Raw genomic sequence first — 25,406 nt, 5'->3', positions numbered from 1 at the left:
GCTCCCGCGTTTTTCTCGCGGTTTCCTTTCCGGCGGTTCCGACTTTATCAGAAGTTCTGAGTCGGTTTTTCCACCGCCTCCGGGCACCAGTGTCCAGCGCATGAAGTGCTGGGGTTCCCGGTTTGGCGGAGCCGTAAACGTACTGGAGCGGGGCGCCCCGATGCAAATCGAGGCGCCCCGCTCCGGGCTTGCAACCGACGAGGCGTCAGACCTCCACGACCACAGGGAGGATCATCGGCCTGCGGCGATAGGTGTCCGAGACCCACTTGCCGAGGGTGCGCCGGACGAGTTGCTGGAGCTGGTGGGGCTCCACGACGCCGTCCTGGGCGGACCGCTCCAGCACTTCCGTGATCTTCGGGATGACGTCGGCGAAGGCCGAGTCCTCGATGCCGGAGCCGCGCGCCTGGACGTGCGGGCCGCCGGTGATCTTGCCGGTGGACGAGTCCACGACCACGAAGACGGAGATGATGCCCTCGTCGCCGAGGATCTTGCGGTCCTTGAGGGCCGGCTCGCCGACATCGCCGACCGAGAGGCCGTCGACGTAGACGTAACCGGCCTGGACCTTGCCGGAGATCTTCGCCTTGCCTTCGACCAGGTCGACCACCACACCGTCCTCGGCGATGACGATCCGGTCGTGCGGGACGCCGGTGAGGGCGCCCAGTTCGGCGTTGGCGCGCAGATGGCGCCATTCCCCGTGCACCGGCATCAGGTTCTTCGGGCGGCAGATGTTGTAGAAGTACAGCAGCTCGCCCGCAGACGCGTGGCCGGAAACGTGCACCTTGGCGTTGCCCTTGTGGACGACGTTGGCGCCCCAGCGGGTCAGGCCGTTGATCACGCGGTAGACCGCGTTCTCGTTTCCCGGGATCAGGGAGGACGCCAGGATCACCGTGTCGCCTTCGACGATCCGGATCTGGTGGTCCCTGTTGGCCATCCTCGACAGCGCGGCCATCGGCTCGCCCTGGGAGCCCGTGCAGACCAGGACCACTTCGTCGTCGGGAAGGTCGTCCAGCGTCTTGACGTCGACCACCAGGCCCGGCGGGACCTTCAGGTAGCCGAGGTCGCGGGCGATGCCCATGTTGCGGACCATCGAGCGGCCGACGAAGGCGACCCGGCGGCCGTACTCGTGGGCCGCGTCCAGGATCTGCTGGATGCGGTGGACGTGGCTGGCGAAGCTCGCCACGATGATCCGCTTGCGGGCGCTCGCGAAGACCTGGCGCAGGACGTTGGAGATGTCGCGCTCGTGCGGGGTGAAGCCCGGGACCTCGGCGTTGGTGGAGTCGGTGAGCAGGAGGTCGATGCCCTCTTCGCTCAGCCGCGCGAACGCGTGCAGGTCGGTGAGGCGGTTGTCCAGCGGGAGCTGGTCCATCTTGAAGTCGCCGGTGTGCACCGCCATGCCGGCGGGGGTGCGGATGGCGACTGCCAGGGCGTCCGGGATGGAGTGGTTGACGGCGATGAACTCGCAGTCGAAGGGGCCGATGCGCTCGCGCTGACCCTCGGCCACCTCCAGGGTGTACGGGCGGATCCGGTGCTCCTGGAGCTTGGCCTCGATCAGGGCGAGGGTCAGCTTGGAGCCGATCAGCGGGATGTCCGGCTTCTCGCGGAGCAGGAAGGGGACACCGCCGATGTGGTCCTCGTGGCCGTGGGTGAGGACGATGCCCTCGATGTCGTCGAGGCGGTCCCGGATGGACGAGAAGTCCGGCAGGATCAGGTCGATTCCGGGCTGCTCCTCCTCGGGGAAGAGCACTCCGCAGTCGACGATCAGCAGGCGGCCCCCGTACTCGAAGACCGTCATGTTCCGGCCGATCTCACCGAGACCGCCGAGCGGGGTGACCCGCAGGCCGCCTTCGGGGAGCGGCGGGGGCGGGGCGAGTTCAGGATGCGGATGACTCAAAAGACTCTCCTCACCACACGCGCCACGTACCGGTCGGGCACGTGGCGCGCATGACGTTCGTGCAGAAGCAGTTGTCGTTGTGGGGTGCGGGCACCGGTGGCCCGCTTTGTTCTGTTGTTCTTCAGTTGTGAAGCTTGTGAACCTCGGGTGGTGCCAAGTCTGTTGTCAGAGCTGTACCCCGCCGGCAGCAAGATCGATCTTGAGCTGCGCGATCTCCTCGGGCGAGCACTCGACCATGGGCGAGCGCAGGGGCCCAGCGGGCAGGCCCTGGAGCGTGAGCGCGGCCTTGGTGGTCATGACGCCCTGGGTGCGGAACATGCCGGTGTAGACCGGGAGCAGCTTCTGGTGGATCTCCGTGGCCTTGACGACGTCGCCGGAGACGTAGGCGTCGACCAGGGCGCGCAGGTCCGGGGTGACGAGGTGGCCGACGACCGAGACGAAGCCGACCGCGCCCACGGAGAGCAGCGGGAGGTTCAGCATGTCGTCGCCGGAGTACCAGGCGAGGCCGGACTGGGCGATGGCCCAGCTGGCGCGGCCGAGGTCGCCCTTGGCGTCCTTGTTGGCGACGATCCGGGGGTGCTCGGCGAGCCGGACGAGCGTCTCGGTGTTGATCGGGACGCCGCTGCGGCCGGGGATGTCGTAGAGCATGACGGGCAGGCCGGTGGTGTCGGCGACGGTCGTGAAGTGCCGGTACAGGCCCTCCTGCGGGGGCTTGTTGTAGTACGGCGTGACGACGAGGAGGCCGTGGGCGCCGATGCGCTCGGCCTCGCGGGCCAGCTCGACGCTGTGGTGGGTGTCGTTGGTCCCGACGCCGGCGACGACGTGGGCGCGGCCGCCGACCGCCTCCAGTACGGCTCGTACGAGGTCCGCTTTCTCCGCATCGGTGGTGGTGGGGGACTCGCCGGTGGTGCCGTTGATGATCAGGCCGTCGTTGCCTGCGTCCACCAGGTGGGCGGCGAGTCGCTGCGCGCCGTCGAGGTCGAGTGCGCCGTCCGCCGTGAAGGGCGTGACCATGGCGGTGAGGACCCGCCCGAAGGGGGTCTGCGGAGTCGAGGTCGGAGCCATGGGTAACACGCTACTCGGTGCTCCAAGCGTGGTCTGCCCTTGGGGTACCGGGAGAAGTCAGGACAAATGCGGAGCCCGGCACTGCCTGCTCGGGGGTTCAAGCAGTGCCGGGTCCGTTTGATCAGGCTAGATGAACTTCTCCAAACGCCGCAATACGGACACCTCGCGAGGCTGATCCGTACATCCGTTCCTGGTGGGGGAACAGGGCTTCGTAGTCCTCAGTTACGGGGCCACGCGCCCGTTCGCGTTGAAGGCGGCGTACGTCAGCGGCATGAGCTTCGCCCACTCCGCCTCCATCTTCTCGCCGACCATCTCGATCTCCCGCTGCGGGAAGGACGGCACCTTGGCCAGTTCATGCTGGGTGCGCAGGCCGAGGAAGTGCATCAGGGAGCGGGCGTTGCAGGTGGCGTACATCGAGGAGTAGAGGCCCACGGGGAGTGCGGCGCGGGCGACCTCACGGGCGACGCCCTCGGCGAGCATCTTCTGGTAGGCCGCGTACGCCTGCTCGTACGACTCCTGCAGCGTGCTACTGACCGCCTCGTGCTGGGCCGGGGTGCCCTCCACGAAGACGTACTTGCCGGGGCGGCCCTGCTGCACGAGCTTGCGGTCGGCGCCGGGGACGTAGAAGACCGGCTCGAGCTCGCGGTAGCGGCCGGACTCCTCGTTGTACGACCAGCCGACCCTGTGCCGCATGAACTCGCGGAAGACGAAGATCGGGGCGCTGATGAAGAACGTCATCGAGTTGTGCTCGAACGGGCTGCCGTGCCGGTCGCGCATCAGGTAGTTGATCAGGCCCTTGGAGCGCTCGGGGTCCTTCTTCAGCTCGTCCAGGGACTGCTCGCCGGCGGTGGAGACGCGGGCGGCGAAGAGGACGTCGGCGTCCGAAGCGCTGGACTTCACCAGCTCGACGGTGACGTCACTGCGGAACGTGAGCGACTCGGGGGTGGTCACGGGGGTTGGGGTCCTTCCCATCACAGCTGTGGTTCGCGCCCACCTTACGGGGCCCCCGGCCGGGCCACGGCAGTACCTCACCCCAGAAATCCCACCATGGATTTTTTCCGACATGGGCACCTTTTGTGCCACTCGAGCGTCTGTATCAGTGAGAGCCGCTCGTTCGACCCCGAAAGGAGACGTATCCGCGATGTTCCGTCGGCGCGAGCCCGTACCCTTCGCCTTCCTGGCCGAGGCGGAGAGCTTCCGCAGCAATGTCACTCCCCCGCCCCGTCCGCGGGCGTCCTACGGGGAGATAGCCGGGCGCCTGCTGCTGGGACTCACGATCGTCGCCGGGCTGGTGGGAGCCCTGATCGTCGGTATGCCGTCGATGTCGACGCCGTCCAGTACGACGACGCAGCAGTCCCAGGCCTCCCAGGGGCACTGACCCTTCCGGCCGCCCTCGGGTGGTGAGCGGGCACACCGCCGGATAGCCTCACCGGGCACAACCCACGCGAGGATCGAGCGAGGACCCGCCGTGCCCCTGTCCTTCCTGACGGCCGACCGCACCTTCGAGGCCGCTCCCGAGAACGCGTTGCCGTACGACGACCGGGAGCGCTGGCGGCGCCCCTACCGTCCCGGTCCCTGGCGTGTGGGTATGGCGGCGCTGGTGCTGCTTCTGGCCTCCTTCGTGCTGTTCGCCGCGGTGCTCATCGCCCTGACCGGCTCGGTGCCCTCGGCGGCGACGGTCCTGGTCGTGGCCCTCTTGGTCATCGCCGGTGCGCTGCGGCTGCTGCGTATGGGCGTGTGGGTGAGCAGGCGCGGGCTGCGGCACGTCGGTTTCCTGGTGACGCGTACGGCGCCGTGGGCACGGGTGATCTCCGTGCGGACGGTGCAGCAGCCGGTGCGCTGGCTGGGGCTGCCCCGCACGGTGCAGGGGCAGGCGCTGGCGCTCGTCCGCAAGGACCGGCCTGCCGAGGACACGCCTCCGCTGCTGACGACGCACACCATGGACTTCCTGGGCCGCCCGGCCGCGTTCGACCGGGCCGCGGACACGGTGGAGGCCTGGGCGGCGGAGTACGGCCGCGGACGCGAGCGCGGCTAGCTGCCGCAAGGAGCGGTGCACTGCTGCTTCCCACGGGGCGCGGGACTGTATCGATGTGCGGCCGCCGCGCTGGGGGTCCCTCCGGGTTCGAGCGATGCCGAGAACTCGGGGAGCGACCCGCCCTGCCACGCACCCGCGCTTGCGCACGGCCAGATGCGGCTCGGCGGGTGGCCGCTGCGGTCAGGCCTTGATGGGTGTCAGGCCGGGACCGGGCGGCCGTCGTGCAGGGCGATAGCCCTTTGCATCGCCTTGCGGGCGCGTGGGGTGTCGCGGGCGTCGTGGTAGGCGATGGCGAGGCGGAACCAGCAGCGCCAGTCGTCGGGGGACACCTCGGTCTCGGCCTTGCGCTTGGCGAAGACCTCGTCGGCGGAGTCGCGGTCGATCCGGCCGCCCGGGGTACGCCGCAGCTCGTCGACGGGCAGTCCGCCCTCGGCGTCGAGTTCGGCGGCGAGCTGGTTGGCCTTGCGGACGAACTGGGTGTTCTTCCACAGGAACCACACTCCGATGACCGGCAGGATCAGCACCGCGACCCCGAAGGTGACGGTGAGGACCGTGCCGGACTGGATGAGCATCACTCCACGGCTGCCGACCAGGACGAAGTAGAAGACCAGGACGGCGGCCGTGACGAGATAGGTGATCTTCGCGCGCATCGGAGAGTCTGTCTCAGCTCAGGTCCAGGAAGTGTTCCAGGCCGAAGGTCAGGCCCGGAGTGGTCACCACACGGCGGGCGCCGAGCAGGATGCCCGGCATGAAGCTGCTGTGGTGCAGGGAGTCGTGGCGGATGGTCAGCGTCTCTCCCTCGCCGCCGAGCAGCACCTCCTGGTGGGCCAGCAGGCCGCGCAGGCGGACCGCGTGGACCGGGATCCCGTCGACACTGGCGCCCCTCGCGCCGTCCAGGGCGGAGGCGGTGGCGTCCGGGGCCGGTGCGGTGCCGGCGGCCCGCCGGGCCTCGGCGATGAGCTGAGCCGTGCGCGTGGCCGTGCCGCTCGGGGCGTCCACCTTGTTCGGGTGGTGCAGTTCGACTACCTCGACCGACTCGAAGTACGGCGCGGCGATCTGTGCGAACTTCATGGTCAGGACGGCGCCGATGGAGAAGTTCGGCGCGATGAGCACACCGGTCTGCGGGGACGCGGCCAGCCAGCCCCGCAGCTGCGCGAGGCGCTCCTCGGTCCAGCCCGTCGTACCGACGACCGCGTGGATGCCGTGGCGCACGCAGAAGTCGAGGTTCTCCATGACGGAGTCGGGGGTGGTCAGCTCGACGGCGACCTGGGCGCCGGTCTCCGCCAGGGTCTCGAGCTTGTCGCCCCGGCCGAGGGCGGCGACCAGCTCCATGTCCTCGGCGGCCTCGACCGCCCGGACCGCCTCGGACCCGATCCGGCCCTTGGCGCCGAGGACCGCCACGCGCAGCTTGCTCATCTTCTTCGTTCCTTACGGGAGGTGGGTCAGGCGACGGCGTCGTGCAGGCGTGCGGCCTGCTTGTCCTTCAGCGGGCCGATGACCGACAGCGACGGGCGCTGTCCCAGGATGTCGCGGGCGACCGAGCGGACCTCGTCCGGGGTGACTGCCGCTATCCGGTCCAGCATGTCGTCGACGGACATCTGCTCGCCCCAGCACAGCTCGCTCTTGCCGATACGGTTCATCAGCGCGCCGGTGTCCTCCAGGCCGAGGACGGTGGAGCCGCGGAGCTGGCCGACGGCGCGGGCGATCTCGTCGTCGGTGAGGCCGTTGACGGCGACGTGGTCGAGTTCGTCCCGGCAGATCTTCAGCACGTCGTGCACCTGGCTCGGCCGACAGCCGGCGTACACGCCGAACAGGCCGCAGTCGGCGAAGCCGGAGGTGTACGAGTACACGCTGTAGGCGAGGCCGCGCTTCTCCCGGACCTCCTGGAAGAGGCGGGAGGACATGCCGCCGCCGAGGGCGGTGTTGAGCACGCCCATGGCCCAGCGGCGGTCGTCGGTGCGGGCGAGCCCCGGCATGCCGAGGACCACATGCGCCTGCTCGGTCTTGCGGCCGAGCAGCTCGACCTTGCCGGAGGTGCGGATCGTACGGCGGCCGTCGCGCGGGGCGATGGGCTGCGCGTCGGCGTTCCTGAAGGCGCCCGCCTTCTCGAAGGCCGCACGGACCTGTCGTACGACCTTGTTGTGGTCGATGTTGCCGGCGCAGGCGACGACCAGGTGGGTCGGGTCGTAGTGCTTCTTGTAGAAGCGGCGGACGCGGTCGGCGGTGAGGGCGTTGACCGTGTCGACCGTGCCGAGGACCGGGCGGCCGAGGGCGTTGTTGCCGAACATGGTGTGCGCGAACAGGTCGTGCACACAGTCACCCGGGTCGTCCTCGGTCATCGCGATCTCTTCGAGGATCGCGCCGCGTTCGACGTCGACGTCCTCTTCGAGGATGAGCGAGCCGGTCAGCATGTCGCAGACGACGTCGATGGCGAGCGGCAGGTCGGTGTCGAGCACGCGCGCGTAGTAGCACGTGTACTCCTTCGCCGTGAACGCGTTCATCTCGCCGCCCACGGCGTCGAGGGCGGCGGAGATGTCGAGTGCGCTGCGCTGGGCCGTGCCCTTGAAGAGCAGGTGTTCCAGGTAGTGCGTGGCGCCGTTCAGGGCCGGGGTCTCGTCGCGGGAGCCGACGTGCGCCCAGATGCCGAAGGTCGCGGAGCGGACCGAGGGCAGAGTCTCGGTGACGATGCGCAGGCCGCCCGGGAGGGTGGTCTTGCGGACCGTGCCGATGCCGTTCTGGCCCTTGATGAGGGTTTGGGTACGGGCGACGGCCCGCGCCTCCGAAGAGGGGCGGGCCGTCACCTTGGAGCTACGGGACGTCACTGCTCGGCGTCGTCCTTGTCAGACTCGTTGCCTTCCTCGCCCTCGATCACCGGGATGAGGGAGAGCTTGCCGCGGGAGTCGATCTCGGCGATCTCGACCTGGACCTTCTGGCCCACACCGAGGACGTCCTCGACGTTCTCCACGCGCTTGCCGCCGGCCAGCTTGCGGATCTGCGAGATGTGCAGCAGACCGTCCTTGCCGGGCAGCAGGGAGACGAACGCACCGAAGGTGGTCGTCTTGACGACCGTACCGAGGTAGCGCTCGCCGACCTCGGGCATCGTCGGGTTGGCGATGCCGTTGATCGTGGCGCGGGCGGCCTCGGCGGAGGGGCCGTCGGCGGCACCGATGTAGATCGTGCCATCGTCCTCGATGGTGATCTCGGCGCCCGTGTCCTCCTGGATCTGGTTGATCATCTTGCCCTTGGGGCCGATGACCTCGCCGATCTTGTCGACCGGGATCTTGACGGTGATGATCCGCGGGGCATGCGGGCTCATCTCGTCGGGCCGGTCGATGGCCTCCATCATCACGTCGAGGATGTGCAGGCGGGCGTCGCGGGCCTGCTTGAGGGCCGCGGCCAGGACGGAGGCCGGGATGCCGTCCAGCTTGGTGTCGAGCTGGAGGGCGGTCACGAAGTCCTTCGTGCCGGCGACCTTGAAGTCCATGTCACCGAAGGCGTCCTCGGCACCGAGGATGTCGGTGAGGGAGACGTAGTGCGTCTCGCCGTCGATCTCCTGGGAGATCAGACCCATGGCGATACCGGCGACGGGGGCCTTCAGCGGCACACCGGCGTTCAGCAGCGACATGGTGGAGGCGCAGACGGAACCCATGGACGTCGAGCCGTTGGAGCCGAGGGCCTCGGACACCTGGCGGATCGCGTACGGGAACTCCTCGCGCGTCGGCAGCACCGGCACGAGGGCGCGCTCGGCGAGGGCGCCGTGGCCGATCTCGCGGCGCTTCGGGGAGCCGACGCGGCCGGTCTCGCCGGTGGAGTACGGCGGGAAGTTGTAGTTGTGCATGTAGCGCTTGCGGGTCACCGGGGAGAGGGTGTCCAGCTGCTGCTCCATGCGGAGCATGTTGAGGGTGGTGACGCCCAGGATCTGCGTCTCGCCACGCTCGAACAGCGCGGAGCCGTGCACCCGCGGGATGGCCTCGACCTCGGCGGCGAGCGTACGGATGTCCGTGACGCCGCGGCCGTCGATGCGCTTCTTCTCCTTGATCACGCGCTCGCGGACCAGCTGCTTGGTGAGCGAGCGGTACGCGGCGGAGATCTCCTTCTCGCGCCCCTCGAACTCGGGCAGGAGCTTCTCGGCGGCGAGCCCCTTGACGCGGTCCAGCTCGGCCTCGCGCTCCTGCTTGCCGGCGATGGTGAGCGCCTGGGCGAGCTCCGGCTTGACCGCGGCGGTCAGGGCCTCCAGGACGTCGTCCTGGTAGTCCAGGAAGATCGGGAACTCGCCGACCGGCTTCGCGGCCTTGGCGGCGAGGTCGGACTGGGCGCGGCACAGGACCTTGATGAAGGGCTTCGCGGCATCCAGACCGGCGGCGACGACCTCCTCGGTCGGCGCCTCGGAGCCGCCCTCGACCAGCTTGATGGTCTTCTCGGTGGCCTCGGCCTCGACCATCATGATCGCGACGTCGCCGTCCTCCAGGACGCGACCGGCGACCACCATGTCGAAGACGGCGTCCTCAAGCTCGGTGTGCGTCGGGAAGGCGACCCACTGGCCGCGGATCAGCGCGACGCGGACGCCGCCGATCGGGCCGGAGAAGGGCAGACCGGCCAGCTGCGTGGACGCGGACGCGGCGTTGATCGCCACGACGTCGTACAGGTGGTCGGGGTTGAGCGCCATGACCGTGCAGACGACCTGGATCTCGTTGCGCAGGCCCTTCCTGAAGGACGGGCGCAGCGGGCGGTCGATGAGACGGCAGGTGAGGATGGCGTCCTCGGAGGGACGGCCCTCGCGGCGGAAGAAGGAACCGGGGATCTTCCCGGCCGCATACATCCGCTCCTCGACGTCCACCGTCAGCGGGAAGAAGTCGAGCTGGTCCTTGGGGTTCTTGGAGGCGGTGGTGGCCGACAGCACCATGGTGTCGTCGTCCAGGTACGCCACGGCGGAACCGGCGGCCTGCTTGGCCAGGCGGCCCGTCTCGAAGCGGATGGTGCGGGTGCCGAAGGGACCGTTGTCGATGACGGCCTCGGCGTAGTGGGTCTCGTTCTCCACTAGCGTTTTCTCCGTTACATATCGTCTTTCGTCCCTTGGCTGCCCGTGTGGCAGGGGGACGGTGGCGGAGAAGCGCGCCGTCTGGTGCGGGCCGGTCTTCGATCGAAGCACCCGGGGCTCGCATCCCCCGGGGGCCACTACCGAGGACCGGCGGCGGCGAGGTGCGCTTCTCCTCGTTCTGTGTCGTACGTCGTTCTGTGTCGTGCGTACTGCGTTGTGCTACCACACTACAAAGCGTGAGTGACACTCCGCACGTTTCGGCAAGTACGACGAAGGGAGCGGTCCCCGGGTGCTACCGGGAACCGCTCCCTTCACGGCGTCTTACTTGGCGCCCGCCGCACCACGGCGGATGCCGAGGCGGTCGACCAGCGTACGGAAGCGCTGGATGTCCTTCTTCGCCAGGTACTGCAGCAGGCGACGGCGCTGACCGACCAGGATCAGCAGGCCACGACGGGAGTGGTGGTCGTGCTTGTGGGTCTTGAGGTGCTCCGTCAGGTCGGAGATCCGACGGGAGAGCAGAGCGACCTGGACCTCGGGGGAGCCGGTGTCACCCTCCTTGGTACCGAACTCGCCGATGATCTGCTTCTTCGTAGCGGCGTCGAGCGACACGCGTACTCCTCATAGTCTGTGAACAGCCACCGAGTGCCCCCGGTCTTCGTCTCGGGGAAGCTTCCGTTACTCGGAAGGCGGGATCCGCCGCGCGCGGCCACCAGGGCCGAGGGCTCCGGGGGTGCGTACACGAACGGTCGCCAGTCAGGGTACCAGGAGGTGGCCGGCATCTTTCCCCCGGTCCTGAAACCGCCCAGGTAGGACGCGACCGGCCACTAGGGTGAGCGCCGGGACCGTAGGTACGCCGGAAAGGGATCGCGGCACGATGACGGAGACGGAAGCGGAGATCAAGGCACGCAAGGAGCGGGAGCGGGACGAGCTCTACGCGCTCGACATCTCCGGCGTGGAGTGGCACTGCGCACCGGGCACGGAGGAGCACGAGGAGCGGGTCGAGATCGCGTACCTGCCCGGCGGGGCGGTGGCGATGCGCTCCTCCCTCGACCACGGCACCGTACTGCGCTACACCGAGGCGGAGTGGACGGCGTTCGTGCTGGGGGCGCGCGACGGGGAGTTCGATCTGGAGCCTTCGGAGCGCAACGGAGGGCTTGCCGCGCAGTGAGCGAAAGGTGAGGAAGGGGCGGCACGCGTGCGTGCCGCCCCTTCCCGCGTCAGTGCTTCAGTCCAGCACTGCCCACTCCGATCACCGACAGCACCGGGTCCTTCGGATGGACGTCGTCGCGTTGGAGCTCGCGGTGGGCGAAGAAGACGTGACCCTGTTCGTAGAGGATGTCCGAGTCGTCGGGGTTGCTGAGTCGACCGTACTCGTCCGGGAGATGGAACAGGAGGTACGGAGTCTCCTTGTCGGTCCGGGGGTTCCAGTCCACTACGGCCGCGGGCTGGACGTCGTCCAGGGTGCTGCGGTAGATGATCAGGTCGTCACCGTTCGTACGGAGTGGGAGGACGGGCTGGAAGGGACGGCCCTGGAACCTGGCGACGACGGTGCCCTTTTTGAGGTCGAAGGCCGTGATCTGGTTCTCGGGCTTCGTGATGTCGTCGTTGTCCTTGCTCATGACGAAGACCCGGTCGCGGCCGACCACCATGCCGTAGCACTTGGCGACGACGCCGAAGTACATGTCGATGCTGCAGTCGGGCTTGTAGTTCGTCATCGAGATCCTGGTCAGCTGTGCGCCGGTCTTCGAGTCCAGGGAGATCAGGTCGGTGACGGTGTAGTCCCCCGCCTCGATGGCGATCACGGGCGGGTCGGCGGACGGCAGCCAGACCGAGTTGACGCCCTTGCTGACCGGATACCGCCACACGGTCTTGCCGGTGCGCGGGTCGAGCTTCTCCACACGGTAGGTGGTGTTGTCGGCCTCGCCGCAGGTGACGAGGGCCAGCAGGGCCCGGCCGCCGGCGAAGCCCGAGTCGGGACACCGGGAGGTGGCGGCCGTGGTGTTCCACAGCCGCTTGCCGCCGTCCATGGCGTACGCCGCCGACCCCTCCCTCCAGGCGATGGCCACGACACCCTGGGTCAGGGCGATGTCGGTGTCGGTGACGTCGGCGGAGTCGGCCGCCGGGAGCCTCTGCTGCCAGAGCTTCTTGCCGGAGCCGAGGTCGACCATGACCACCTCGTCGCAGACGCCGCTCTTGCCGGCGGACTTGGCGCGCGCGGGCTGGACGACGACCGCTGTCCGGCCGCCAGCGGTGACTTCGCGACCGGTGGCGCAGACGGGGCCGTCGAGCGGGAGGGTCCATGCCTTCGCATCCCAGTCGGGATCGGGCTCGATCTTGTAGCCCTCAAGGTGGTCGCCGACGGCCCGTGCGAGGATCCTGCCCGTGGCCCAGGTGCCGGGCGCGGGCCGCTGCTGTTTGCCGGTGAGGTTGGGCTCGTTGTGCTGGACGACGACCTGGCCCTCCGGTGAGACGGGGGTCCTCTCCACGGTCTCGCGTATGGCGTCCGGAGCCTGTTCGGCCTGCGTGGTGCCGGTCCGCCCCTTCGAGTGGCCGGCCGAGTGGTACCAGAACAGGCCCACGCCGAGACACACGACGGCGAGCACCCCCGCGGCGACCGCGCCGAGAACGCGTCTACGACGTCTGGCCCGCGACCGGTCCGCCTCCAGCGCGGAGTGGGTGTATATCGAAGGTGGTGGGCCGAAGCTCACGTGGAGAGATCCTTTGTCTTCGCTGGTACGGAAGTGCGGGCAGACCGACGGGGCCGCTCCGGGTCACTTGCTGGTCATCGCGCGGGCCGTCGCGTACACGTCGAACACCGCGAGCGCCAGGGGCACCAGCGTCAGGAGCACGAAGCCCTCGGTGATCTCCAGGAAGCGGCCCCAGAAGGGGCTGAGACCCCGGCGCGACACGATGAGGCCCAGGGCTGCCACGAGGACCGACCCTGCCGCGATCGCCGCGACGAGCCAGATCGTACGGATGTCGAGGCCGGAGCGGTCCCCGGTGAGGGCCTCGCGCAGCACGGACTGCGGCGGGTTGAGCGCCAGGCCGAGACCGAGCAGGACGAGTGAGCCGAGTCCGGCTGCCAGGAGCGGGGCGACCTGCCCGGTGTAGCGGAAGAGCTGGGCACGCATGAGCAGCGCCACGCCCGTCGCGCAGGCGAGCAGTTGGGCCCAGACGTCGTCGGAGAACCCGAGCACCGAGGAGGAGGCGAGCGCGGTCAGCGCACAGCCGCCGACGAGCCCGACCAGGATCTCGTGGCCACGACGCGCCTGGGCCTCGATCCGCCGCATGTCGACCGGTTCCTGCACGGCGGTCGCCGTGCCGTAGACGCTGCTCTGGGCGGAGTCCGGCGGGTCGAAGCCGATGGGCAGCCGGGCGAAGCGCAGGGACAGTCCCGGCAGGAAGGCCAGACCGGCCACCGCGACCAGCGCGCACAAGGCGGCGAGCTCCTTCGGTGTCCAGTGCACGAGGATCGCCGTGAAATCGGCGATCAGGCCGATGACGGACGCGAGGACGAACGCGACGAACGGGGCGTCTCCGCCCGGTGTGCACAACGCCAGGATGAGCGAGGCGATCAGGACCGCGGCACAGGCGAGCAGGAACTGCAGTTTGCCGACGCCCTGGCCGTGGGCGAGAGAGAGGAGTCCGGAGCCGGCCACACCCACGCCGGGAAGGGCGCCGAGGCCCAGGCCTGTCGCCGAACCCCGGTCGTCGTAGATCCGGCCCCGTACGGCGGCGAACACGACGAGGAGTACTCCGGCGATGCCCGCGAGAATCCCGGGCAGGCTGTGCATGTCGTGCCGGGGATCGGCATTCCAGGCGACGAGAGCGAGCAGGGCCGACAGAACGCCCGCGCCGACGAGGCCGGCGACGCGTGTGAGGTCGTCGCTCCACAGGGTGCGGTACTGGGTCACCGCCGAGGCGACCGCCTCGGAGACGTCGTCGAAGACGGCCGGAGGCAACGACTCGGAGAAGGGGCGCAGCGTGAGCAGTTCACCGTCGAGAATCCGTTGCGCGGCAAAGGAACGAGCACTGTCGAGAACGGTGCCGTCCCTGCGTACGAGGTGGTAGCCGACCGGAGCGCCCTCATCAGGGCCTTGCCGGGAGAGCCGGAGGATCTCCGGGTAGATGTCGGCGACCGGGATGTCGTCGGGCAGCGCCACATCGATACGGCTGTCGGGTGCGACGATCGTGACCCGGCAGAAACCGAGCCCCGATCCCGATCCCGCGCCGGGCACCGCTGCCCCCGTGGCCGTCGTGCTCACCTTCTACTCCCCCTCAGTGATGAAACTGCGCCCGCGATGCGAAGATCATGCGGCACTCCCCGGGCGGGACCGCCGGGGGTGGCGCGGATGGCGCCGCCCGGCTCCGCCATGGGTGGCGTCTGGTGGCGCCTCGCACGGAATACCCCGGTTTCGCGGGGTGCGTTCGCGTGTGCTCAAGCGAACACCCGGCACCCTACCCTCCGCCGGTCATCCATGGACTCAGTAGGATCACGCGGCGGCCTGCGTCCGTCCATCAACGGGAGGCGGACCTCATTCGTGGGGCCCGGCAAAGGAATTGGGGAGCAGTGAGTCACATCGCCGTGAAGCGTCCGCCTCGGGCGCTGCCGTCCGAAGTGCCCACACAAGAGGTCGTCCTCCAGCCTCCCCCGGAATTGCCCCGGGGGCCGCAGGAGAGCGTCCTCATGCAGTTGCTGCCGACGCTCGGCATGGGCGGCTCGGTGGTCTTCTTCTTCACGAACGGACAGCCGTTCATGAAGATCATGGGCATGGTGATGATCGCGTCCACGGTCGCCATGTCCATCGCGATGGTGGTCCGCTTCCGGCGTGGTTCCCAGGGGCAACTCGCGGACGTGCGGCGTGACTACCTCCGGTACCTGTCACAGACGCGGCGTGCGGCGGTGGACACCGCGAAGGCACAGCGCGACGGGCAATACTATCTGCACCCCACGCCGGAACAGTTGTGGGCGCTGGTCGCCGAGGGCAGCCGGGTATGGGAACGCAGGCCGGGCGACGAGGACTTCGCCCAAGTACGCATCGGACTCGGTTCCCAGGAACTGGCCACACCGCTCGTCGCCCCCGAGACCGGACCGGCCGGCCGGCTGGAACCACTCACGGCGGGTGCCATGCAGCGTTTCCTCGACGTCCACGGCACCCTGAACGACCTGCCGATGGCCGTGTCGCTGCGCGCCTTCTGTCACGTCACCGTCAGCGGTGACACGGAATCCGTGCGCTCTTGCGTCCGTGCCCTGACCGGCTCACTGGCGGCGCTGCACTCTCCGGAGGACCTGCTCCTCGCCGTGGCGGCCGGACACGACACACTCCCGCAGTGGGAGTGGGCCAAGTGGCTGCCGCACGCCCAGGCGGCCGGTGCCGTGGACGGGGCGGGCGTCCGCCGGTTGATCGGTTCTGACGCCCGCGATCTGGAAAGCCTGCTGGCCGATCGCCTCTCCGGCCGACCGCGATTCCACCCGGGAGCCGCGCCGCTCATGGAGGAGCCCCACATAGTCGTCGTCCTCGACGGTGTCTCCTTGCCGCCGGACTCCGTCCTGGCCAACCTGGAAGGGCTCCAGGGCGTCACGCTGATCGAGGTCGTGCCCGGTGAGCTCACAGCCGCACGCGGCGACCTCACGGTCGTCGTGCGGCCCGGCTCCCTGAGCCTGGAGTCGGCGAGTGGCGAGGTCTACGAGGGCACGCCGGACGCCCTGTCGTACGAGTCCGCCGAAGCCCTCGCCCGGCAACTGGCCCCGCTGCGCCTCGCCTCCGGCGGCGACGAAGGCGAACCCCTGCTCGCCAACCTGGAGTTCACCGACCTGTTGAACCTCGGGGACGCTGCCTCGGTCGACCCGCAACGCACCTGGCGGCCGCGTGGGCTCGCCGAGCGGTTGCGGGTGCCGATCGGTGTCGGCGTGGACGGCCGCCCCGTGATGCTGGACCTCAAGGAGGCGGCACAAGAGGGCATGGGCCCGCACGGGCTGTGCGTGGGAGCCACCGGCTCCGGCAAGTCGGAATTGCTGCGCACACTGGTGCTCGGGCTCGCGGTGACGCATTCCTCGGAGTCACTGAACTTCGTCCTCGCCGACTTCAAGGGCGGTGCGACGTTCGCCGGCATGGCGCAGATGCCGCACGTGGCGGCCGTCATCACCAACCTGGCCGACGACCTCACCCTGGTCGACCGCATGGGTGACTCGATCCGCGGCGAGCTGAACCGCCGCCAGGAGATGCTGCACGACGCGGGCAACTACTCCAACATCCACGACTACGAGAAGGCACGCGCGGCCGGCGCCCCGCTCCAGCCGATCCCGTCCCTTCTCCTGGTGATCGACGAGTTCAGCGAATTGCTCACCGCCAAGCCGGACTTCATCGAGATGTTCGTGCAGATCGGCCGCATCGGCCGTTCGCTGGGCGTGCACCTGTTGCTGGCCTCGCAGCGTCTGGAGGAGGGCCGCCTGCGCGGTCTGGAGACGTACCTCTCGTACCGGATCGGTCTGCGCACCTTCTCCGCGGCCGAGTCCCGCGCGGCCCTCGGCGTCCCCGACGCCTATGAACTCCCCAACGTCCCCGGGTCCGGCTTCCTGAAGTTCGGCACGGACGAGATGGTGCGCTTCAAGGCGGCGTACGTGTCCGGCGTGTACCGCTCCGGGAACAGGCCGGCCGCGTCGGCCGGGAGCACGCTGCCCATCGACCGGCGACCGGTGCTGTTCACGGCTGCGGAGGTGCCCCTGCAGTACGCACCGGTGCCGCAGCAGCGGAAGGAGTCGACGGCACAGGTCGACGACGCCCTCGCGGACACGGTGCTCGACGTGATCGTGCGCCGGCTGGAGGCACAGGGACCCGCGGCGCACCGGGTGTGGCTGCCGCCCCTGGACAGCCCGCCGTCGCTGGACGGGCTGCTCCCCAAGCTCACGGCCGTACCGGAACGAGGACTCACGCAGCCCGGCTACGAGGGCGCCGGACGCCTCGTCATCCCGGCGGGCCTGGTCGACAAGCCGTACGAACAGCGTCGTGAGCCACTGTGGCTCGACTTCTCCGGGGCCGCGGGCCATCTGCAGATCCTCGGCGGCCCGCAGTCCGGCAAGTCCACCCTGCTGAGGGCGCTGATGTGTTCCTTCGCTCTGACGCACACACCGTATGAAGTGCAGCTCTACGGCCTGGACTTCGGTGGCGGCGGTATGGCGTCCGTGGCCGGCCTTCCGCACGTGGGTGGCGTCGCGTCCCGGCTGGACCCGGAGCGGGTACGCCGTACCGTGTCGGAGGTGTACGGCGTACTACGGCGCCGCGAGGAGTACTTCCGGTCGTCGGGCATCGCCTCGATCGCGGACTTCCGCACCCGGCGCGCACGCGGTGAGATCCCGGTCACCGACCAGCCGTGGGGCGACGTGTTCCTGGTGATCGACGGATGGGGCAACTTCCGTTCGGACTACGAGAGCCTGGAACCGGTCGTTCTTGACATCGCGGCACGCGGTCTCGGCTACGGCATCCACCTGATCCTCACGGCATCACGTTCGATGGAGGTCCGGGCGAACCTCAAGGACCACCTGATGAACCGCCTCGAACTGCGGCTCGGCGACACCATGGATTCCGAGATCGACCGCAAGGTCGCGGCGAACGTCCCGGCGGGGGTCCCGGGACGCGGTGTGTCGCCGCAGAAACTGCACTTCATGGCGGCGGTGCCGAGAATCGACGGCCTGACGTCCGACACCGACCTGGCCGACGCTACGGCAGCCCTGACGGCCGAGGTCTCCCGGCACTGGCAGGCTCCAGGGGCACCGCAGGTCCGGCTGCTCCCCCGGGAGCTCCCCACGGAGCAGCTGCCGCCGGGCGACCGCTTCCCTCAGCACGGCATCGCCTTCGCCGTCGACGAGGACAACCTGGAGCCCGTCTTCGTCGACTTTGAGCAGGACCCGCTCTTCCTGGTCTTCGGCGAGAGCGAGTCGGGCAAGTCGAACCTGCTGCGGCTGCTCATCACACAGCTGTCGCAGCGCCACTCGGGCGATGAGGCGAAGTTCTTCGTGGTCGACAACCGGCGGTCCCTGCTGGATGTCACCCCGGCCTCGCATCTGGCCGAGTACATCCCGATGTCCAACGCCATGGACCACCATATGGTGGCCCTCGCCGACCTGATGAAACGACGCACGCCCACGGCCGACGTCACGGCCCAGCAGCTGCGGGAGCGGAGCTGGTGGCGGGGTCCGACGGTCTACGTGGTCGTGGACGACTACGACCTCGTGTCGACGCCCAGCGGGAACCCCTTGGGCGGTCTCGCCGAACTGCTGCCGTTCGCCCGTGATGTCGGCGTGCGATTCATCATCGCGCGGTCGACGGCGGGGGCCGGGCGGGCCTCGTTCGAGCCGTTCATGCAGCGGATGACAGAGCTGGGCGCGCAGGGCGTGGTACTGGCCGGCGACCCGGCTGAGGGCGACCTCCTCGGCGGGGTGCGACCGCGGCCGATGCCGACGGGGCGGGGCGTCTTCGTGTCGCGGAGGCGGGGGAAGATGCTGGTGCAGACGGGGTTGGTACCGGTCGATTACTGAGTGGCGCTCAGGTGCTTGCCGGACGCGGCGGCTGATGGGACGGAGCGGGACGCACGCGTCTGGCTCCGCCCCGCCCTTTCGTGCCGACCCGCGTCGCCTCGCGTGTACGGGGTGTTGACCGTCTCGGCCGTGGAGCTCCGGGAACCGTTACGCGGCGGCGTCCGTACTGGGAGCGGTATCCACGCCGTGCTCGCCTTGGCTCTGTTGCGCGCGTTCAACGTATGGGCGCCGGAATCCACAGCGCCGTAACGGCCGCTCTGGGGTGCCGGACTTGCCGCGCCTGCGTTGGTACGGCGGCGTAGCTCGTCCGCGACGGATTCGTTTGCCACTGCGCGCTAGGGCACCGGGCCAGGCGGGGGCCCAGCGGCGGGACCAGAGGGCGGTGGGCCCCACTGTGGCGCAGGGGCCCACATCGCCAGGAGCCGTCGACGGTGACGGCTGCGGCGCACGGCGGTGATGACGATGATGGTCGCGGCTCCGACGAACGCGGCGATGAAGCAGCCGACCGCCGCGGCGATGCTGCCGATCGTGGCGCCGACCTCGGGCTTGTCGCCCAGCGCGAACTCGGCCGGCAGCTCTGAGGTGCACGTGAGCGTGTAGTCGCCGCTGCTGCCGGGCTTCACCTCGAAGACCCGCTCCCAGGTGCGGGACCCGAGGGTGATCTGGAAGGTGCTGTCCGGCTGGGTCATCGCCCCGGACGGCATCTCCGGGATCCGGCAGTTGACGTGGCCCTTCCCGGACTGGGAGACGTAGATCGCCTTGGTTTTTCCCTGGACGAAGCTGAACGTCTGAGAGTCGCCGCTGGAGAAACTCCGGGCGGTGTCGATCGAGTGCACCGTGTGGTTCACCGTCGCCACGATGAAGGCGATACCGGCACCCGCAAGTACGAGCCCCAGCAGGGCAGCTACGAGGTACCAGATGCGCCGGGGTCTCAAGTCCTTCGCCGGGATGCCCGGCAGAGGCAGCGGACCGCCGAACGGCGCTCCCCAAGGGGTCTGTATCGCCACGACGTCGCATAGTACGGCATCGCATGGGGAGCCGTCGGTGATGGCTGACCCATCGACCCGTCACAGAACTTGGCGAGAACGAAGCGCATGCGGGTCCTCGTGGTCGCTCCACCTCATTGGCGGCGGCATTGCTCCTGGGCGGGCCGTGCCACAACTTCACTCCCCGGGTATTCGGTGCCGGTCCGCCGGTCCACAGGCGGAGTTCGGGGGTGGGCACCTCCCGCGCGTGCCCACCCCCGCTGTCTCTACGGCACTTGTCCTACTCGAAGTAGCTGGCGCCCTTGAGGTCGCCACCGCGGTAGTCACCGCCGGCGGCGTGAACGCTGTGCGTGATGGAGAGCAGCGCCTGATGGATGCCGGTGGCGTGCTGGTCCCACTTCTGTGACTTGCGCTGGAAGGAGTCGTACGCCTCACCACTCCAGCCCTCGGCCACGTCGAGGACGGCCTTCTTCAGAGCGCGAAGGTCTTCCTCTAGCTTCTTGGCCACGTCACCGAGTTCGGTGGTGAGGGCGTCCATGGCGCCGTACTTGACGGACAGATCCTGGTAATGCGGTGTGCCGGTCATGTCTTTCTCTTCCCTAGGGCCCGTCAGTACAGGTTCAACGCCGAGGTGCTCGCGCCGGCGTCCACCTCGATCTTGGAGATCGTCGAGTGGAGCTCGTCCTCGAGCGCGGTCTTGTCCTTCTTGTTGAGTCGGATGCCCTCGAGGAAGTCCTCGAGCATGCGCCCGATTGCAGCCATGTGCTCGTTGATCTCGTGCTGCTTCTGATTGAACGCGTTGGCTCCGTGACCCGTCCAGTGGGCTTCGATCATGTCGATCGTGCCCTGGAGCCTGCCGAGCTGCTTCTTGACGGAGTCGTAGCGTTCGATGATGTTCGTCTGGAGCTTTTGTGCATGGTCGTCTTGAAACTTACGGCCATCAGCCATTTCGGCACTCCCCTTCGTGAGAGCTGTATTTCGCATTGACTGGGCGTCACCGGGTGGTGACGCCTTTCCTGTGAACCGTCAGGCGCGGCGTCGTGACCGGATGACAGCGAAGGCTGCGCCGCCGATCACCACGAGCGCCGCGACCGCGCCGACGGCCACCCAGGGCAGTGCGCCGTCGGACGACTTCGGGTTTGCTCCGGTCGCCGAAGTCTGGCCGCCGGACGTGGACTTGCCGGGTGGCGATGAGGTGGATGCGGAGGTGGAGGGTGAAGCCCCCGAGTTGCCAAGGGAGTTCTCCTTGGCGAGCGGGTCGGCGTCCGCCGGGCCCGGGTTGTAGTTCGGGTTCTCCAGCACCATGCGGGGGCGGATGAGGCCGTACCCGAGATAGTTGCTGGGCGTGTCCTTGGGCCAGTCGCGGCCGGCGGTGTCGATCAGCGAGCGGAGCACCTGGTCGGCGGTCCAGTTGGGGTGGGCGGACCAGATTAGGGCGGCGGAGGCGGAGGCTACGGCGGTGGCCATACTGGTTCCATTCCCGTGAATGCAGTATGAACGGAAGGTCGCGTCGCACCATTCGGGAACGTCGACACCGGGGGATGCGAGATCAACGTAGCTCCCGTGGGTCGAGAACTTCCCCACCGTGCCGGTCTTGTCGGAGGCAGAGACCCCGATGACATAGGGATACGACGCCGGATATCCGGCCCTATTCGTCGTCTTAGCGTCGTTCCCTGCCCCAGCGAACATCAACTTGCCTTTGGAAGCGGCGTACTTGATCGCCGCCTTTTCGTCGTCGTAGCTGATGTCGTCCCCGAAGGACATATTGATGATCTTCGCATCGCTATCGGCGACGGCCTTGATCACCGCGCCTACGTCAGGAGCCTTGTTCTCCTCAGACAGCGACAGCCCATCAAGCGCGATGCGATAGGGCACGATTTTGGCACCCGGGGCCAGGCCTTTCAGGCCTCCACCGGCCCCCGTCCCAGCGATGATTTCGGCCATCGTGGTGCCGTGGCCGTCGTAGTCCTTCGTGGCTCCGTACGCGACAGATTTCGGTACTTCGTCCGCCAGCACCTGCCCCCTGAGAGACGGAGTCGAGGCATTGACGCCGGAGTCGATGACGGCGACCTTGACCCCCTTGCCTGTGCTGACCTTCCACATCTGGTCGGCCTTCATGGCCGACAGGTACCACTGCTGCGACTGGACGTCGTCGGCCGCCGCGCCGGGGGCCAGACCCACCGACAGAGCCATCAGTGCGCCGAGTGCTGCGCACCCGGCGGTCACTCGTCTCCTGCTCGCTGACAACATGCCTCTCGTACGTCCTCGCTTCATCTGGTTACTCGGTCTCCGGTGACTGCCGGCGACGCGACTTCTTCCCGTCGCCGTCCCGAGCGGAGCCTCGGTTTACCGCTGAGGTACGGCCCTGGACGGTCTCCTCGGAGGCGCGCCCGCCGTTCCTGGCCGTTGAGGCCTTGCTGTTGGGCGTCCCGACCACACCGCCGGTAGGCGTCACCGGCCTGCGCGGTGCCTGCGCGTCGCCTTCCTGCTCGGGCGCCCTGATCACCCCGCGCTGCCCAGGTCGCTCGATGGCGCGCGGGTTACGGGAGGACGTCTCACCACCGATGACCGTGCCACGCGGCACCTTGGAACCGTTCACGGCTTGCGCGGGTGGCGTGGTCGGCTTCCCGCCGACGACACCGCTGGTACGTGCAGCGCTGGTCGGGCCCGTACCGCCCATGCGCTCGGCGGGCACACCTACGGGCCTGGGTGTTCCGCCGACGACATTACGGCTGACCGGGGCCTTGCCCACGGGCGCCTCGCCCAAGGGCGCCTTGCCGACGGGAGAGACGGTCTCGCGCGCTCCTGCCTGGCCGGGCATGGCAGGCCGTCCCACGGGGCCGACAGGGCTGCGTCCTGTGCCACCGCCGACCCGGCGTAGCTGACCGGCAGGAGGAGTCATACGCGGCGGCGTCACGACCGGGCCTCGGGGGCCGCCCGCGCCACGGCGCCCGATGGGCAATCCCACGGTCTGGGGCAAGGGACCGGTAGGTACGGGAGAAATCGGTCCTCCGCCGCCTCCACTGGGGGCAGGCGCTGTCGGCGGCGTGACAGGGGCTGTCGACGTCGCTGTGTCCGGAGGGAGTATTTTTACGCTGTCGATATCGGTACCCACGTGCTGGGACGGATCGGTGTGCACATGCCGATCCGGTGCTATGACAACGTCGTGCAGCTTCTTTCCCGGGGCGGGAGTCTCTCCCGTATCAGGCCCGGCCGTAGCGGCGACGGAGTGATGCTTCACTGGTTCCGCATTGCCGACCTCGGGAGCGCGCGAAGGAGACGTCTCGTCCCCACCGCCTATGTGTATGGACTTTGCACGGGCCTGCGGCACCCCCATATCCGGCATCTTGCCGAACGTAGGCGCCTGTTCCCCCCGCAAAGACTCCTCGGTCACCGAGTAGTACGACGCCAACCGGTTCATCTGGTTGATCGCCTCTTGGCGGTGCTTCTCCACTGTGACGGCCGCCTGGTAGTCCTTGTTGCCGGCGACCTGCGTGACCAGCGGAAAGTCGTGGACGCCCATGGGCGTCAGCCGAGTGTCGTGGGGCGGCATGGACTTGCGGACGGAGACGAGTCCGGTGCTGGCCGCGGTGATGTGCGTGCCCGCGTTGTCCGCATAGTCCCCGAGGGCGTAGGCGTTGGTGACGAGGTTTCCGGCCCAGGCGTGGAACGCGCTCGCCGCCTCGCCGTGCCAGTCGATGCGGGCTATGTGGCCGCTCAGCTCCTCGGCAGCCGTGTGGATGGCGTCCCGCGCCTCCCAGAGGGCCTTGCCGGCGTCCTCCAGATGCTCCGGGCTCGCGGAGTCCACCATGTCCTTCATTTCGTTCAGCTGGTGGCTCTCGAAATTGGTCCGCCCGAAGCTGACGCCCTGTGCGACGGCCATGGGATTGACGGCTGCGATCCCGCCCATGAGCCCTGTTCGGGCCACGTCGACGTTCTCGATCTGCTGTTTGGCCTGATCCCGTTCCGACTGGTAGACGTCCGGCTTTTCGTGGTGGTCGCCCATCAGTACCCCGCCTTGGCCTGCTTGTGGTCGACGCGCTTCTGGTCGCTCTGCGCCTTGGCCACCTGCTCGTCGATCTCGTCGTTGATCTGGGTCCGGATCTCGTGGAAGCGGCGCCGGAGATCGTCCTCCAGCTTGTCGTAGCCGATGTCCGCGCCGTGCACCGCGATCTGCATCGCCTCGATCTGGAGCGCCAGTGACTTGGAGAGTGACGTGATGCGCTCGTGGACGGTCTCGTACTGGCTGTGCAGGCCTGCGGCTTCGGCGAACTCGCCCTTGCCGCAGAACGAGGCCGGCGTGAGCGTGTGCATCGCCACCTTCTTCGGGCCGCCTGCCGAGCCCTCGAAGGTGTCGAGAAGGGTGTCCACGCGCGCCTTGAAAGTCTTCAGCGCCTCCAGCCCGCGCCTCAGGTCGGTCGCACCCAGGTCAGGCAGCACCTTGCGCCTCCCCCGTTTCTGTCCCCTGCTTGAGGCAAGCGCACTCCTCAAGCACCCGTTTTCGCAGTGCAGTCACTCTAGTCAACGGGACTGACAGCCCCAACTCGCTTGTGTGACAACCCTGCTACTGCCCACCGATCCGTCACGCATCCCCCGTACCGCCGGTCACCGTCTTCACCGTCTTCCTGCGTCCATCGCGTATCGCCACCGCCGCCCCGCCGAGGGCCGCCACGAGGACGACCGCGCCCACGGAGACATACGTCGCCAGGCGCGCGTTGCGCTCGTCCGCCGTTTCGCCGAGTTCCAGTCGGGCCGGGGTGGGGGCCTCGGCCCGGCTGAGGCCCTCGTGCGGATCAGGGCTCTCGATGGGACGGTCGTCCTCCGTCAGGGCGCGGACGGGGTCGACGACCCCCCAGCCGACCAGTCGGTCGTGGCCGGCGACCGAGCGTTCCGCGGTCTGTTCGATCTGCGCGACGACCTCGCGCGCCGTCCAGCGTGGGTGTTTCGCCTTGATGAGGGCGGCGACCCCGGCCACGTACGGGGCCGAGAAGCTCGTACCGCTCTCCGAGCAGTGGCCGCCCTTGGGCACGGTGGAGATCATGTCGACGCCCGGGGCGGCAACACCGACGAAGTCGCCGGACTGGGAGAAAGGCGCGCGCTCGTTGTTACGGTCGGACGCGGCGACTGCCAGGACACCGGGGTAGGACGCGGGGTAGGTGGGCTTGACGTTGCCGTCCAGGCCGTCGTTACCTGCGGAGGCGACCACGATGATCCCCTGGTCCAAGGCCGCCTGTACCGCGTTGTGCAGATCGTCGCCCGGTGGCACGGCGTTCGTCGTGTCCTGGGAGATGTTGATGACCTGTGCCTTGGCGTGGATCGCGTACTGGATCGCCTGGGCGAGGGACTCGGACGTGCCGTGGCCCTCGGCGTCGTTCTGCTTGATCGGGATGATGGTGGCCGCGGGGGCGAGGCCGACGAAGCCCGTGCCCTTCATGGGCCGGGCGGCGATGATGCCCGCCACGCGCGTGCCGTGCCCCACCGTGTCGGTAGTGCCGTACTTGTTGCCGCTGTCGAGCGGCTGGCCCTTGCTGTCCTTGCCGGTCAGGAGGTTCTCGCCCAGGGAGGCTGCCACCGCGTGGGTCAGCTGCGGGTTGGTCGTGTCGACGCCCGTGTCGATCACGGCCACGTTCACCCCCTTGCCCGTGGACTGACTCCACAGTTCGTCGAGATTGACGCGCTGAAGCGCCCAGGGCGTGCCGGTGTACTTCTTGTTCGGGAAGGTGCACTGGTCGCTGAAGGAGTCGGCGGTGGCGGGCGGCGCGAGAGCGACTGTGACGGTGCACAGCGCCGCGGCCGCGGTAGCCGCGGTTCGGAGCGTGCGCGAAGACGATGGCCCGTACGACACTCTGCCCCTC

Annotated in this window: 21 protein-coding genes; 4 read left to right on the top strand and 17 right to left on the bottom strand. The window is 68.7% G+C overall.

Features of this window, described 5'->3' with window-relative positions; translation table 11 throughout:
• Nucleotides 1-205: 205 nt before the first annotated feature.
• From AV521_RS26905 to thyX, 3 genes are all read right to left on the bottom strand, one after another.
• A complete protein-coding gene (locus tag AV521_RS26905) occupies nucleotides 206-1,891 on the bottom strand; it encodes a ribonuclease J (RefSeq protein ID WP_076091533.1) in 1,686 nt (561 codons plus the stop codon).
• A 165-nt stretch (nucleotides 1,892-2,056) separates the two neighbouring features.
• Nucleotides 2,057-2,956, bottom strand: coding sequence for a 4-hydroxy-tetrahydrodipicolinate synthase (gene dapA / locus AV521_RS26900; protein WP_076091531.1), 900 nt, complete (start codon nucleotides 2,954-2,956; stop codon nucleotides 2,057-2,059).
• A gap of 222 nt (nucleotides 2,957-3,178) precedes the next feature.
• A complete protein-coding gene (thyX, locus tag AV521_RS26895) occupies nucleotides 3,179-3,928 on the bottom strand; it encodes an FAD-dependent thymidylate synthase (RefSeq protein ID WP_076091529.1) in 750 nt (249 codons plus the stop codon).
• A 169-nt stretch (nucleotides 3,929-4,097) separates the two neighbouring features.
• Here thyX and AV521_RS26890 point away from each other — a divergent pair, with 169 nt between their 5' ends.
• Complete coding sequence (locus AV521_RS26890; RefSeq protein ID WP_076091527.1) at nucleotides 4,098-4,334, top strand: hypothetical protein; 237 nt, start codon at nucleotides 4,098-4,100, stop codon at nucleotides 4,332-4,334.
• Nucleotides 4,335-4,424: 90 nt separating this feature from the next.
• A complete protein-coding gene (locus AV521_RS26885; RefSeq protein WP_076091525.1) occupies nucleotides 4,425-4,991 on the top strand; it encodes a phage holin family protein in 567 nt (188 codons plus the stop codon).
• Between the two features lie 197 nt (nucleotides 4,992-5,188).
• Here AV521_RS26885 and AV521_RS26880 read toward each other — a convergent pair whose 3' ends face one another.
• The 5 genes from AV521_RS26880 to rpsO all read right to left on the bottom strand — a co-directional run bounded on the left by AV521_RS26880 (nucleotide 5,189) and on the right by rpsO (nucleotide 10,638).
• On the bottom strand, nucleotides 5,189-5,641 hold the full coding sequence (locus AV521_RS26880) for a tetratricopeptide repeat protein (RefSeq protein ID WP_076091523.1): 453 nt from the start codon (nucleotides 5,639-5,641) through the stop codon (nucleotides 5,189-5,191).
• A gap of 13 nt (nucleotides 5,642-5,654) precedes the next feature.
• Nucleotides 5,655-6,407 (bottom strand): 4-hydroxy-tetrahydrodipicolinate reductase, encoded by a 753-nt coding sequence (gene dapB / locus AV521_RS26875; protein ID WP_076091521.1) that lies wholly within the window; start codon nucleotides 6,405-6,407, stop codon nucleotides 5,655-5,657.
• Between the two features lie 26 nt (nucleotides 6,408-6,433).
• Nucleotides 6,434-7,813: a pitrilysin family protein gene (locus AV521_RS26870; protein ID WP_076091519.1), complete on the bottom strand. Its 1,380-nt coding sequence runs from the start codon at nucleotides 7,811-7,813 to the stop codon at nucleotides 6,434-6,436.
• Nucleotides 7,810-10,029, bottom strand: coding sequence for a polyribonucleotide nucleotidyltransferase (locus tag AV521_RS26865; RefSeq protein ID WP_076091517.1), 2,220 nt, complete (start codon nucleotides 10,027-10,029; stop codon nucleotides 7,810-7,812). Before AV521_RS26865 ends, AV521_RS26870 begins: the two co-directional genes overlap by 4 nt.
• A gap of 321 nt (nucleotides 10,030-10,350) precedes the next feature.
• Nucleotides 10,351-10,638 (bottom strand): 30S ribosomal protein S15, encoded by a 288-nt coding sequence (gene rpsO / locus AV521_RS26860; RefSeq protein WP_053664877.1) that lies wholly within the window; start codon nucleotides 10,636-10,638, stop codon nucleotides 10,351-10,353.
• 265 nt (nucleotides 10,639-10,903) lie between these two features.
• Between rpsO and AV521_RS26855 the strand changes: the two genes are divergently transcribed.
• The gene (locus AV521_RS26855; RefSeq protein WP_076091515.1) at nucleotides 10,904-11,197 is read left to right on the top strand and encodes a DUF397 domain-containing protein; all 294 of its coding nucleotides are present in this window, start codon (nucleotides 10,904-10,906) and stop codon (nucleotides 11,195-11,197) included.
• A 49-nt stretch (nucleotides 11,198-11,246) separates the two neighbouring features.
• Here AV521_RS26855 and AV521_RS26850 read toward each other — a convergent pair whose 3' ends face one another.
• Both AV521_RS26850 and eccD read right to left on the bottom strand, forming a co-directional pair.
• Nucleotides 11,247-12,737, bottom strand: a complete 1,491-nt coding sequence (locus tag AV521_RS26850) for a PQQ-binding-like beta-propeller repeat protein (protein WP_076091513.1) — start codon at nucleotides 12,735-12,737, stop codon at nucleotides 11,247-11,249.
• A gap of 63 nt (nucleotides 12,738-12,800) precedes the next feature.
• Nucleotides 12,801-14,294: a type VII secretion integral membrane protein EccD gene (eccD, locus tag AV521_RS26845; RefSeq protein ID WP_076091511.1), complete on the bottom strand. Its 1,494-nt coding sequence runs from the start codon at nucleotides 14,292-14,294 to the stop codon at nucleotides 12,801-12,803.
• A gap of 305 nt (nucleotides 14,295-14,599) precedes the next feature.
• Here eccD and eccCa point away from each other — a divergent pair, with 305 nt between their 5' ends.
• On the top strand, nucleotides 14,600-18,565 hold the full coding sequence (gene eccCa, locus AV521_RS26835) for a type VII secretion protein EccCa (protein ID WP_076091509.1): 3,966 nt from the start codon (nucleotides 14,600-14,602) through the stop codon (nucleotides 18,563-18,565).
• A gap of 335 nt (nucleotides 18,566-18,900) precedes the next feature.
• On the opposite strand, the gene AV521_RS26830 is transcribed toward eccCa, so the two are convergent.
• The 7 genes from AV521_RS26830 to mycP form a co-directional block, all read right to left on the bottom strand.
• On the bottom strand, nucleotides 18,901-19,572 hold the full coding sequence (locus AV521_RS26830; protein ID WP_076091507.1) for a serine/arginine repetitive matrix protein 2: 672 nt from the start codon (nucleotides 19,570-19,572) through the stop codon (nucleotides 18,901-18,903).
• A gap of 259 nt (nucleotides 19,573-19,831) precedes the next feature.
• On the bottom strand, nucleotides 19,832-20,137 hold the full coding sequence (locus AV521_RS26825) for a WXG100 family type VII secretion target (RefSeq protein ID WP_076091505.1): 306 nt from the start codon (nucleotides 20,135-20,137) through the stop codon (nucleotides 19,832-19,834).
• Between the two features lie 23 nt (nucleotides 20,138-20,160).
• Nucleotides 20,161-20,499 carry a WXG100 family type VII secretion target gene (locus AV521_RS26820; RefSeq protein ID WP_076091503.1) on the bottom strand — a complete coding sequence of 113 codons (339 nt, stop codon included), beginning with the start codon at nucleotides 20,497-20,499 and terminating at the stop codon, nucleotides 20,161-20,163.
• 78 nt (nucleotides 20,500-20,577) lie between these two features.
• Nucleotides 20,578-21,744, bottom strand: a complete 1,167-nt coding sequence (locus tag AV521_RS26815) for a S8 family serine peptidase (RefSeq protein WP_076091561.1) — start codon at nucleotides 21,742-21,744, stop codon at nucleotides 20,578-20,580.
• 85 nt (nucleotides 21,745-21,829) lie between these two features.
• Complete coding sequence (locus AV521_RS26810) at nucleotides 21,830-23,557, bottom strand: hypothetical protein (RefSeq protein ID WP_076091501.1); 1,728 nt, start codon at nucleotides 23,555-23,557, stop codon at nucleotides 21,830-21,832.
• Nucleotides 23,557-23,991: a hypothetical protein gene (locus AV521_RS26805; protein ID WP_256725691.1), complete on the bottom strand. Its 435-nt coding sequence runs from the start codon at nucleotides 23,989-23,991 to the stop codon at nucleotides 23,557-23,559. The genes AV521_RS26810 and AV521_RS26805 overlap by 1 nt, the downstream gene beginning before the upstream one ends.
• Nucleotides 23,992-24,133: 142 nt before the next feature.
• The gene (gene mycP / locus AV521_RS26800; RefSeq protein ID WP_256725690.1) at nucleotides 24,134-25,396 is read right to left on the bottom strand and encodes a type VII secretion-associated serine protease mycosin; all 1,263 of its coding nucleotides are present in this window, start codon (nucleotides 25,394-25,396) and stop codon (nucleotides 24,134-24,136) included.
• Between the last annotated feature and the right edge of the window lie 10 nt (nucleotides 25,397-25,406).

The organism is Streptomyces sp. IMTB 2501 (assembly GCF_001953885.1).
In the GTDB taxonomy this organism is placed as follows: Bacteria; Actinomycetota; Actinomycetes; order Streptomycetales; family Streptomycetaceae; genus Streptomyces.
Note: the sequence above shows the minus strand (reverse complement) of the source record. Positions and strands in the feature narration are given on the sequence as shown.

Bases quoted from the DNA above. Each gene is read 5' to 3' on its own strand.
- AV521_RS26825 (WP_076091505.1), bottom strand. From the start codon at position 20,137: ATGACCGGCACACCGCATTACCAGGATCTGTCCGTCAAGTACGGCGCC.
- thyX (WP_076091529.1), bottom strand. From the start codon at position 3,928: ATGGGAAGGACCCCAACCCCCGTGACCACCCCCGAGTCGCTCACGTTC.
- dapA (WP_076091531.1), bottom strand. From the start codon at position 2,956: ATGGCTCCGACCTCGACTCCGCAGACCCCCTTCGGGCGGGTCCTCACC.
- AV521_RS26880 (WP_076091523.1), bottom strand. From the start codon at position 5,641: ATGCGCGCGAAGATCACCTATCTCGTCACGGCCGCCGTCCTGGTCTTC.
- AV521_RS26890 (WP_076091527.1), top strand. From the start codon at position 4,098: ATGTTCCGTCGGCGCGAGCCCGTACCCTTCGCCTTCCTGGCCGAGGCG.
- AV521_RS26810 (WP_076091501.1), bottom strand. From the start codon at position 23,557: ATGGGCGACCACCACGAAAAGCCGGACGTCTACCAGTCGGAACGGGAT.
- AV521_RS26820 (WP_076091503.1), bottom strand. From the start codon at position 20,499: ATGGCTGATGGCCGTAAGTTTCAAGACGACCATGCACAAAAGCTCCAG.
- AV521_RS26855 (WP_076091515.1), top strand. From the start codon at position 10,904: ATGACGGAGACGGAAGCGGAGATCAAGGCACGCAAGGAGCGGGAGCGG.
- dapB (WP_076091521.1), bottom strand. From the start codon at position 6,407: ATGAGCAAGCTGCGCGTGGCGGTCCTCGGCGCCAAGGGCCGGATCGGG.
- AV521_RS26815 (WP_076091561.1), bottom strand. From the start codon at position 21,744: ATGGCTCTGTCGGTGGGTCTGGCCCCCGGCGCGGCGGCCGACGACGTC.